The 10,884-nt window shown below is 35.7% G+C and carries 10 protein-coding genes and 1 pseudogene; 5 read left to right on the top strand and 6 right to left on the bottom strand.

The features are described from left to right. A pseudogene (locus IHO40_RS04420) lies at positions 1-1,731 on the top strand (peptidase M2); the annotation flags it as partial. Positions 1,732-1,836: 105 nt separating this feature from the next. Here IHO40_RS04420 and IHO40_RS04415 read toward each other — a convergent pair. Further along, positions 1,837-2,733, bottom strand: coding sequence for an aspartate carbamoyltransferase catalytic subunit (locus IHO40_RS04415; RefSeq protein WP_225536946.1), 897 nt, complete (start codon positions 2,731-2,733; stop codon positions 1,837-1,839). Positions 2,734-3,229: 496 nt separating this feature from the next. Between IHO40_RS04415 and IHO40_RS04410 the strand changes: the two genes are divergently transcribed. After that, positions 3,230-3,541, top strand: coding sequence for a hypothetical protein (locus tag IHO40_RS04410; protein WP_225536945.1), 312 nt, complete (start codon positions 3,230-3,232; stop codon positions 3,539-3,541). A 46-nt stretch (positions 3,542-3,587) separates the two neighbouring features. On the opposite strand, the gene IHO40_RS04405 is transcribed toward IHO40_RS04410, so the two are convergent. The 4 genes from IHO40_RS04405 to rpmE form a co-directional block, all read right to left on the bottom strand. Continuing rightward, positions 3,588-4,619 (bottom strand): extracellular solute-binding protein, encoded by a 1,032-nt coding sequence (locus IHO40_RS04405; protein WP_225536944.1) that lies wholly within the window; start codon positions 4,617-4,619, stop codon positions 3,588-3,590. Positions 4,620-4,746: 127 nt separating this feature from the next. Further along, positions 4,747-6,051 (bottom strand): hypothetical protein, encoded by a 1,305-nt coding sequence (locus IHO40_RS04400; RefSeq protein ID WP_225536943.1) that lies wholly within the window; start codon positions 6,049-6,051, stop codon positions 4,747-4,749. A 93-nt stretch (positions 6,052-6,144) separates the two neighbouring features. Further along, positions 6,145-6,939 carry an NAD kinase gene (locus IHO40_RS04395; protein ID WP_225536942.1) on the bottom strand — a complete coding sequence of 265 codons (795 nt, stop codon included), beginning with the start codon at positions 6,937-6,939 and terminating at the stop codon, positions 6,145-6,147. A gap of 26 nt (positions 6,940-6,965) precedes the next feature. Beyond that, entirely contained in the window at positions 6,966-7,178 is a 213-nt protein-coding gene (gene rpmE, locus IHO40_RS04390) for a 50S ribosomal protein L31 (RefSeq protein WP_225536941.1), read from the bottom strand. Positions 7,179-7,305: 127 nt separating this feature from the next. On the opposite strand from rpmE, the gene fabD reads away from it, so the two are divergent. The 3 genes from fabD to IHO40_RS04375 all read left to right on the top strand — a co-directional run bounded on the left by fabD (position 7,306) and on the right by IHO40_RS04375 (position 9,140). After that, positions 7,306-8,286, top strand: coding sequence for an ACP S-malonyltransferase (gene fabD / locus IHO40_RS04385; protein WP_225536940.1), 981 nt, complete (start codon positions 7,306-7,308; stop codon positions 8,284-8,286). 66 nt (positions 8,287-8,352) lie between these two features. Continuing rightward, the gene (locus IHO40_RS04380; protein WP_225536939.1) at positions 8,353-8,577 is read left to right on the top strand and encodes a hypothetical protein; all 225 of its coding nucleotides are present in this window, start codon (positions 8,353-8,355) and stop codon (positions 8,575-8,577) included. A gap of 251 nt (positions 8,578-8,828) precedes the next feature. Further along, the gene (locus tag IHO40_RS04375; RefSeq protein WP_225536938.1) at positions 8,829-9,140 is read left to right on the top strand and encodes a hypothetical protein; all 312 of its coding nucleotides are present in this window, start codon (positions 8,829-8,831) and stop codon (positions 9,138-9,140) included. Here IHO40_RS04375 and gpmI read toward each other — a convergent pair. Beyond that, a complete protein-coding gene (gene gpmI / locus IHO40_RS04370; protein WP_225536937.1) occupies positions 9,126-10,694 on the bottom strand; it encodes a 2,3-bisphosphoglycerate-independent phosphoglycerate mutase in 1,569 nt (522 codons plus the stop codon). The genes IHO40_RS04375 and gpmI overlap by 15 nt on opposite strands. Between the last annotated feature and the right edge of the window lie 190 nt (positions 10,695-10,884).

Here is a 10,884-nt window from a genome sequence, read left to right as displayed (position 1 = left end):
GCTTTCCTGGTAGATGGAAGAACAGTTGAACGTGATGAATATTTCGATGAAGCACATTTACATGAAAATGAATTGTTGCATCCTAGTGTTGGACATATTCAAAAAGACTTAGATCCTTTACTTATTAAAGGCACGAGGATTTTGAGTCATAAGAATTCAGAGCATGTCCAATACTCTGATGAACAAAGAAAGGGCGGAGTAATTGTGGAAAAAGGAGGATTATTGGATAATAAGGGAACCGATAGGACAGACGACGACGTATATGAAGCAGTTGTGAAGCAAGGAGGCGAGCGCTTATATAAATTCAAAAACATGGGTTTTTACATTAGTGAGGAGGGCGACCTATTTATTCATGACCATGGAGCAAACGTAAGGGTTCAACTACCAAAAAGTATTACTCATCTAAAATTAGTGCAAAAAGATGACGGGTATAAATTGGTGCCAGCCGATGCTGATGGTAATGAATATAACGGTATACCAGATGAATATAAGTATATAGATCCAATATTTGCACATGAATATGAAAAGAGGGACTATTCTCATAAATATGTCAATATAGGTCTTATAAATTTTGACAAATATCTTTTGAATTCTGATGGACGTGAGAATGGTAAACTTTTCGCTATAAAGCACGATCCAAACGATTATCATATACAAAAAGACTCCAGCGGTAAAATACTTAGGATAAACGGTCAAACATATTTCACTAAGGTAAAACTATTTGATGGTGATGAAGAAATTGGAATGTTATCTAATAACTTCCATAACTTTAAGGGGAAAATATTCCTTTCTGCTGACTATAACTACAGTTGTAGCGATTTACTTGCATCTGTTTCTCCTCAAGTTAAAATTAAGAATGTGAAAAATGGAAGTAGAAAAATAACCTTTGACCAAGGTAGTGGTGATATCGGGGATACTGATAAAGGCTATACTGATTATCAGAGAATATACACAAAAGGGAAACGAACCGCAAGTTCAAAAGAACAGGCAATTGCAAGCAAAACTGAGACAGAAATCGATGCGCTAGACGTGGTTTATAATACTACTAATGCTGTTGCTCAAGCTGCCGAAGAGAAGGCTGCATCAAACGACAATGATGAAACGCTGCCTTATCATCCACAAATTCTAACGAGGGTGAAAAGGTTAGCTTTAGCGGAGGACAAAGAGCAAGAGCAGGTAATATTGAAAGACATAATTTTAAAAATAGAAAAAAGCTCTGATCAAGCCTCGGAAGGAAAGTACAAGGTAAATGTGGCTATAGATTATCATGACGTGAAGGCCTTGTGTGACAAAGCCGAAGGAGCAGAAAAGCAATCTGTGTTAAAGTTTTGGCATAAATTGGCCAAATCTGGATATAAGGTTGGTGCTTTGCCAGAAGACAAGTATTACTTTCAAGATGGCAAGTTCGTAATTCGCGATAGCAATACGAAGAAGTGTATAGCGTTGCCTGAAGATAAGGTATCCATCAAGATAATGAAAAATGGCGATCATTATGACTTAGCTATATCTGATAAAGAGGGCAAGGTAATAAGTAGTATTACAAAAATGGATAACTTAAACTATGAGTTGCTGTCAGACACAAGTGGTGTTAGTTTAGAAACGCAAGATAGCGCTTCATTTTCAGATCAACACAATGAATATAATGCTTATCTAGAAAATGGTTTGGAAGAAATATTTAACTGCGCAAGCGATTGCGCTTATCACGATCATAACTCGTTTAGCGTGGGTTAATACACATAAAGGGCTGCTGTTTTAATGAAGCAACCCCACATGTGTGTGAGATTATTATACTGAGCTAAGTATAAATTACTACAGAATTACAAACTTTTTTTGATATTAGCAAGAACTATAATAATGTAGCACCGCCTTGCGTATTGCCAATCCGAATTTTACCTGCTGTAGAATAACATTATCTGCTATATCACTGCTGATCTCGATCCCTCTGTTTATTGGCCCTGGATGCATAACTATCGCACTTGGTTTTGCGTATGACAACTTTCGTAAATCAAGCCCATATAAACGAAAATATTCTCTCTCTGAAGGAATAAAACAACCATTATTCATGCGCTCTTTCTGCAACCTCAAAAGCATAATTACATCTGCATCCTTTATGCCTTCAATTAGTGAATAATGGACTGAATCTACCTCAGGAAAGTATCTACAAATCAAAGTTGGTGGTGCAACTAAGCATATTTTTGCTCCAAACATTTTTAATAATCTTATATTCGATCTTGCAACTCTGCTGTGCAAAATATCTCCGCATATTACAATTTTTAGATCTTTTATTTGCTTTTTATTACTACTGATTACAAAATAGTCCGCAAGAGCTTGAGTTGGATGTTCACTGCTTCCATCACCTGCATTGATTAGCGAGCAGCTAACATGCTCGGCCAGCATATTCAAAATACCGCTGTTTTTTTGCCTGATTACTATATAGTCAGGATTCATTGCATTTAACGTTTTCACCATATTTTTCAAATTTTCTCCTTTATTAATAGAAGAAGATTTTATCGGCAGAGTTATAACATTTGCTCCAAGACTTTTTGCTGCTATTTCAAAAGATACAAGAGTACGTGTTGAATCTTCAAAAAATAGATTTATTACTGCCTTATTTTTTAAGATATGCCCATTCGCAGCTTCGTTTTTCAGGTATTGACCGGCTAGCTTGATTATATTTTCTACATCATCGATTGTGAGATCCTGTATGCTTAGCAGATTCTTTCTATCGCTCATAATTTCTTTTTATTGTACAATTGCCATTCAACTCATTCTACCTCCTTATTACCTTTTTTCAATAAGTCCCCTGCACAACAGTTATTTTAGCTGAGCTTAAATAGGCATTGCATTAAAATAAAAACTGGTATTAATTGATAATTAGTACTCTGGTTTTATTGTAGTTAGTATGTTAATAACAAGTGAGGTTGAAAATGGTTGTAAAAACTGAAAAGAAAAATGAGAAGACTAGCCTGGGAAGGAAAATACTAGATTACATGCCGTGGAGAATAGCGCTCACAATTGCTGCTTTTTCTATCTAGTTGTTGGTTCTGTTGTTGGAGCTTTAGCATATGGTAGTTATAGGAAGAATAATAGAACCGAAAACCCTGCTTCCAATAATGGACTTGATGGATCTAACAACAGAGAGTTGGTGTTATTGCAATTGGCTTTCTGCTTAGGGGACCAATTGGTGGTATAATTGCCATGGGTCTTATGATTGTTAGCGGTATATTAGGTGGGTAAGCTTATTCAAGGGGCAGAAGAAAAAGCACCAGATGTAGGTTATGATTTATTGAGTGCTGCGGGAAAAGGCATATTAGATGCAGGAAGACAGGCAGTAGATAAGATGAAAGGTTCTGAGAAAGAAGGGGAGATAGAAAAGTCAACTAATGAAATAGGAACTCCAACTGAAAAAGCTGCAAGTAATGAAAAAGAAGGCGGTAATAAGAAGCTGGAACCAGGTAATAAACAAATTCTTGGCCCTGCAACCAAAAAGCTTGCACAAGAAAGCTTAATGGATAAAGGACAAGATATTAGAAGCAATTAAATCGGCATGGCATCAACGTAAATCTTCTTGCCCGGTGTGCTGAGCATCATTTCCATTTAAACTTGTCAGCTATCATAACAGCTTCTAGCAGGTGTTCTTCAAGCTTGCTGAGAGGTAAGTTACTTTGTAAATAGTTCCCCCAAGATTTTAATACGTCGGAAGTTTCGATACCTTCAACAATAGGATATTCCTGATTTTTTTTAGCATATAGTTCTTGAGCTTGCTTGCTTACTAAAAATTCCAGCAAAGTTATAGCATTTTCTCTGTTTTTTGAGTTTTTTGTTACCGCTGCACCACTAATGTTTACCATTACGCCATTATCATTTTGATTAGGGAAGAAAACCCCTAGCTTGTCTATAATATTCCTTTTATTTCCATTTCCTGATAAAAGAACCCTTGCAAAATAATAGCTATTTACTATTGCAACATCTCCTTCACCAGCAGCTACAGCGTGGATTTGGTCAGTATCGCCACCACTTGGTTTTCTTGCCATATTGCTCACAATTCCACAGACCCATTCTTTTGCCTTTTCAAAACCATCATTTGCAATTATAAAAGCAATCAATGATAGGTTATATGGACTCGTAGAAGAACGTACTAATATTTTTCCTTTCCATTTCTCATTTGCTAGGTCTTCGTAAGTACTTAGATCCTTAGGGTCCACTGATTCTTTATTGTAAACTAATATTCTAGTTCTTTTTGTAAGGCCAAACCAATAATTTTCACTATCTCTAAATTTTGCAGGTATAGCACTTTTTAAAACCTCTGAGTCTACCTGGGACAGAAGATCTCTTTTTTTTGCTAAAATTAAATTCACTGCGTCCGCAGTTAAAAATAAGTCAGCTTCACCACCATTTTCCATGCGTGAGAGCAATTGAGAATAATCATCAATAATATAACGTACCTTGATGCCCGTATCTTTTGTGAATTCATCAAATAAAGTGCGTACTAACTCTTCTTTACGTGATGAATAAACATTCACCACTCGTGAATTGTCAGTTTCACTGTTCTTGTACAAGTAAGCAACGACTATTAATACAACTGTTATTAGAAATGTGAGTATTAAAGCTCTTTTCATATTGAACACAATAGTTTCTTATAGTTAAAGATACTCAAATAGGGAGACTTTAGCAAATGTAAAATTTGCTTAATACATAAGAATTATCGCCCCATTAAGGGGCATTAATATTTTGTAGAGAATTTATTTATCCACCAACACCGTAAACAACATTTGAATAATTGTGAGATTGAACCACAACTTGCTCAAGCGTTAAGCTACTGCGCTTAGCGTCTTTACTGTGATTTTCCTCAAGAACATTTGTTCTTTCGCGTTTTATTTCTTTAATGAATTCCTTGTTAACGTTTTCAGTGTTGATCTCTTCTAGAGAAGATATAAGATTAGTACAATTTGTTTTGTTATGGTAATGTACACCAAGGCATATGATTAATAATGTAAGTATACCTGAGCCTATAAGTAATGATAATCCTACATTGTGGTTCAAAAGATTCCGATAAAATTTTTGTACATTATTAACACCATCTATTGCAAGTAGCCCTAAAGGAAGCGCGATATTTGCAACAACTACGCCAGTTAACAATGCAGTAAATATTGGCCTATTGTTGATTACTGATTCTATTTTGTTAGTTCTACTAATTACTTTTTCATCAATGTTAATGAAGCCGTTTTTAGCTTTCCAAGCGTTAAGTGCAAAATTTGAGTGAGTGCCATTGCTATATTCCAATCTTACAGATTTTATTACTTTATCCTTTGGCTGGAGCTCCAACATTTCATCTAAAATCTCATCCGAATTTTTTCCTTGGGTTTGACATTCATCAGTGTTTCTAAATTGTTTTATTGCACAAAATATTGGAATAATCGCAAGTAATGAAGCGAGTACAATGACTGGTATGGTAACATATCTGGAGCTATTCGTAAAAAATGGGATAAACTTTGCTTTATCTTGCAAAGATACTAAAGCTGCAGATGCGCCAAGCACAATAGCACTTACACTAGAAATTATAAAGCCCTTCTGCTGCATAGCGTATTTTACTCTTGGCAAGAATCTGTTTGTTTTTTTACTTGAGTTGATTAAAGGAGTTGTTGAATCTATTTCACTACTTTCAATATCACCATCACCTTTTGGTGTGAGGAGAGTTGGAGGTGTACCTGAACCACTGCTGAGTTTATTGGCGGATAATCTTTTCAAATCTTCCAATATTTTATTATTATCCCAAGGTAGGCTATATATCGTCCCTTCGGAAACTGATCTTTTCAAACTTCGATTATCTACTCCACTATCCAATGACCTTGATGTTTCCTCTTCTTCACCTTCAGAATTTGATTCATCAAACGGATTTGTAGGTTGTATAATTTTGTTCTCATTTTTTCCTGGAGTAATTGTTCTGAATGCTACTTGTGGCAGAGTTTTTGGTGCTGTCTCGCTATCTTCATCCCTTTTCTCGTAGGAAGTTAATTTTACTTGGGATTCTCCTGTGACTGATTTTAGCATATTACTCTCCGAAATTAATTACTAATGCTGTGTTGATTACACTATAGTTGTTAAGATGTAGTAAATACTAATTTAAGAATAAATATGAAAAATTTAGTATAAAAATTGCCTATCAAAGATTCTTTTGTCTAGTGAATAATCTCTATCAAAAAGTAGAGTAACTGTGTTCTCATGGTCTTTCTGCATTTTTATTTGTGATATATTACGAAATTCCTTGTAATCTGATACTACAAGTGCTGGACGATTTTCCACGTCGTTAATGTCAATTTGTACTACTGTATCACTTGAAATTAACGCTCCGTTCCAATGCCTTGGGTGATAGCTATTAACAGAGGTCAGTGCAAATAAGTTTGAGTTTAATGGTAAAATTGGGCCTCCGGCAGAAAAGTTATATGCAGCGCTACCGGTTGGGGTAGACAATATTATTCCATCCCCTCTAAATTTTTCTACTTTTAACTTGTCATTGATAGTAACATTCATTTCTACTATTTGATTCGCTTTTCTAAAAACATATACTTCATTTAATGCTATGTAATGATATTTTTTGCCACCTATATCTGTAGCTTCCATTTTTAACAAAGTGAGCTGAGTTGGGATTGTGTATTCTATGTTATCAGTTAGATCTTCGCTGCGGCTAAAGCATTTATTCATCAAAAATCCAACGTTACCAGTATTTACTCCATATACATGTATGTTTTTATTTCCTATCACGTAATTATGCAGGGTGCGTAACATAAAGCCATCACCGCCAATGACTATGAGTAGATCAATTTCGGATTTATTTTCCTCTGTTATATTGATAAGATTAAATTTTTGTAACAGCTTGGATACTTCCTGCGATTTTGGTGACTCAGAAGCAACGTAGGCTATATTTTTATATTTATGCATGCTTCACTCAGAGAAAGAAGCAAAAACTAGAAGATACCTCCATATTTATCATTAAACTTAGCTATTTTGCTAGTTTTGCTTGCCGATCCACTTGTCAAACTTCCAGTCCATGCAGGGTGGGTTAGAGGATCTCTATCAAGTTTTACCTTATCACCGTCCTTTCCATAAGTGGAACGAGTTTCAAACTTTTGACCATTTGTCATGATTATAGTAATCTTATGATAATCAATTTCTACCATTGCTACCTACAAACTTTTTGCTAGTTAACATTCTAGTAGATTCGATCCACTAAGTCAATTATTATTCTAAAATATTGACGAAAATAAATAAAGTAGTATACTTGATGAAAAATAAATAATAATTATTATGATTTTTGCTTTCCCTGGTCAGGGCTCTCAGTTTGTAGGAATGGGAAAGAGTTTATATAGTGAATTCTCTGTTGCAAGACAGGTATTTAATGAAGTAGATAGTATACTAAGTAGAAAGTTATCTAGTTTAATTTTTGACGGCCCTATTGAAGAATTAACTATCACAGAAAATGCTCAGCCAGCTATAATGGCAGTGTCAATTTCAACGCTACGTGTTATGGAGCATGTGTTTGGCAGATCTCTTTTATCTGATTGCAACGTTCAGCATATTTGTGGCCATTCAGTTGGCGAGTATACAGCACTATGTGCTGCAGGAGTGTTGACTCTTGAGTCTGCAGTCAAGCTACTGAAAGTTCGCGGTGAAGCGATGCATGAAGCCTCTCTGAAATGTAAAGGCGGAATGGTTGCATTGCTTGGAGCAGAGGTAAGCGAAGTAGAAGATATATTGAAATCAGCAAAAATTGAAGGGGTTTGTGAAATTGCAAACGATAATGGCGGTAGACAGGTAGTGGTAAGCGGCACTGCGGAAGCTCTTGAGATGTTGCCCGATTTATTCAGAAACTCAAGCGTGAGGAAACTAATTAAATTGCAAGTTAGTGGGCCTTTTCATTCATCTCTTATGAAACCTGCTGATGAAAAACTTTTGGAATTTTTGGAAAGCATTACAGTAGCTCGACCTTTGATTTCATTTGTATCAAATGTTACAGCCAAAGAAGAAAGTGACCCAAAAATAATAAGAGGTTTGCTTGCTAAGCAAATCATAAGCAAAGTAAGGTGGAGAGAGATGGTTTTGTATATGGTAAACCGTAACGTTAACAAATTCGTTGAAATTGGGCCTAATAAAGTTTTATCTAATCTAGTTAAAAGAATTGATCAATCCATCAGTACAAAAAATATAGATAGCATTAGTGATATTGATAATTTTCTTAATGAATCGTTAGTGTTAACAGCGGAAAATCTAGAAGTTGGGTTAAGTTAAAGCGTATAGCTAGCGCAAATAAGGCTGATTGTTAATTCTATCAATTAAGGTAAGGGTGGGGGAAGTATGACAAATATTAACACTAAAGAGCACAACCTAACATTAGGCAGTACCACAGTTAAACTTTTTATTGAAAGTGATGACATAAGTGAAATTAATTTTATTAACGTGCATCAAAATGAGGTAAATTCAAAAGAGGCCGGCAAGTGCATAATCCAACAATTTGGCGGAAGGATGTTGTATATTATTCATGGCAATGGTACTTTACGTAATGTAGAATTTAAATGGTGAGAAGTATGAGTTTGATCCCAACTGTGTATTTGATGACGTGAGTGCAGAGGCTAGTTTAAAATAATTTGGCAATTTTTCGGAAGGTGCTTTGAAAGTAGTTGGAAATTTTACAGAAAAATTTTTAAATTTCTTGCTTCTTGGTCAAGACCGTGTCATCGCTCTTCATAATAACTACAACTCTCCCAGCTACTCATTCAAAAGCTATTTTCTCCGCCACTTTTCCGTAATGTACTGAAGATTTATCGAGAAGTATGTCCAGGGAGCGGAACGGTGAGTTTTTCTACACGACAGTTGAAGATTGCTTCGAAGCTTTAAAACAGAAGGAAGTTTCCAGTATAATATTGCAAAGCAACAAAACGGTTGAAGACGATGGTTCTTTATCTGTGTATGCTGGAGAAAACGATATTCGGTACTCTAATGTGGAAGCAGCAGGGCATGGTCATTTAGAGCAGCAAATAGATATGCTATCTGCTTTGCACAGTGTTTTATTTCCAAATGCAAATCAATTCTTGATAGTGGATTATAATGCCATAAAACGTATTAGCTGCTTATATAATCAATGAACTACCTGTTATTTCGTCTGGTTTTTTAATTCCAAGTAACTGTAAAATAGTGGGAGCGATATCAGATAGCCTTCCATCTCTCAGCTTCAGATTGTTATAAGAATCAGAGCATGCAATGAATGGAACTGTGTTCAAAGTATGTGATGTATGAGGTGTGTTGTTTTCTTCATCGAACATGCATTCAACATTGCCGTGATCTGCCGTAATGATGAGCGCAGCATTACCTACTTCCTCAGCAGCATTGAGCACTTTCATAAGGCAATTATCTATAGCTAGCACAGCATTCTGAGCTGCTTTCATGTTACCTGTATGACCTACCATATCAGGGTTAGCGTAATTTACAACTATCAGTGAGAATTCTTGGGAATAAATTTTTTCTACAAGCTTTTCTGTGAGCTCGAAGGCTGACATTTCAGGCTGCAAATCATAAGTTTTAACTTTTGGTGAAGGAATGAGAATTCTTTCTTCACCGGGAAAAGGTTCTTCTTTGCCGCAATTGAAAAAGAAAGTTACATGAGCGTATTTTTCAGTTTCAGCAATACGCAACTGTCGTAGTTTATTATCCGCTATTGCCTGTCCTAGAGTGTTGGCAAAGGATGTAGGAGGAAAAAGACAGGGAATTTTTAAGTCCGCTTTGTATTCCACCATACTTAGAATCGAAGAAAATGGTTTTTGTTTATAGTCTTCTGTCATCTGAGCAGTTTGACCATAAATTCCAGCGTCACATGTTGGAATGACATCCAAGAAGTCTGTTTTACCAAGCAAAATACTTGACAATTGTATCATTCGATCGGCACGGAAGTTAGCCAGTAACACTCCATCTTCTGGCTTTATACCTTGATAGTTACCTATTACTGCAGGTCTGATAAACTCATCAGTTATGTTGTTTTGATAATTATCGTCAATCAACGACATCACACTATTGTGACAAGGTGTCCTTGCAAATGCGATGACTTCATAAGCCTCAATTGTTCTTTTCCACCTGTTATCACGGTCCATAGCGTAATAACGTCCAGAGACGGTAGCAATTCTTATGTCATTGCCCTTTATACTCTCTTCAAATTCTTGAATGCATTTTTTCCCCGAATTTGGTAATGTATCTCTGCCATCTAAAAATGCATGTATCATCACTTTAATTCCATGTTGGGATATTTTATTTGCTAGGGTTGAAATATGTTTTTGATGCGAATGAACACCACCGTCTGACACTAATCCCATTATATGGCATACGCCATGCTTACTTTTTAAATTGCCAATAAAGCTTTGTAGATTTGCATTGCTTTCTATTGCTCCTATTTCTTGATTAATCCGCTGTAGGCTTTGCATCACTACTCTGCCACTGCCAATATTCATATGGCCAACTTCTGAATTGCCTATTTGACCATCTGGTAGCCCAACATCGATCCCACAGGCAGATAAACTGCATCTTGGGTATTTAGAGCCAATATACTGCCAACAGGGTGGCTTTGCATTGCTAATAGCATTATATTCACTATTTTCTATTCCATTTCCCCAGCCATCTAGTATACATAAAACAACCGATTTAAAGTTCATACGGTGCTAGAATTCTATAGATATAACATAATACCAAAAACAAACTCTTTCCACAATTTCTATATTGCGTGACATAAAGTTTGTAAAGGAGGAGTTATCAAATATCACATAGGTGCACAAAACAACATTAGATTACTCGCATAACAAACTTTTGATAGAGCATTAGTATTCAATAGAAACGAAAAAAACT

The sequence above is a fragment of the Wolbachia endosymbiont of Mansonella ozzardi genome, from assembly GCF_020278625.1.
Taxonomy (GTDB): Bacteria; Pseudomonadota; Alphaproteobacteria; order Rickettsiales; family Anaplasmataceae; genus Wolbachia.
The sequence above is the reverse complement of the archived record's forward strand: the minus strand, read 5'-3'. Positions and strand labels throughout refer to the sequence as shown.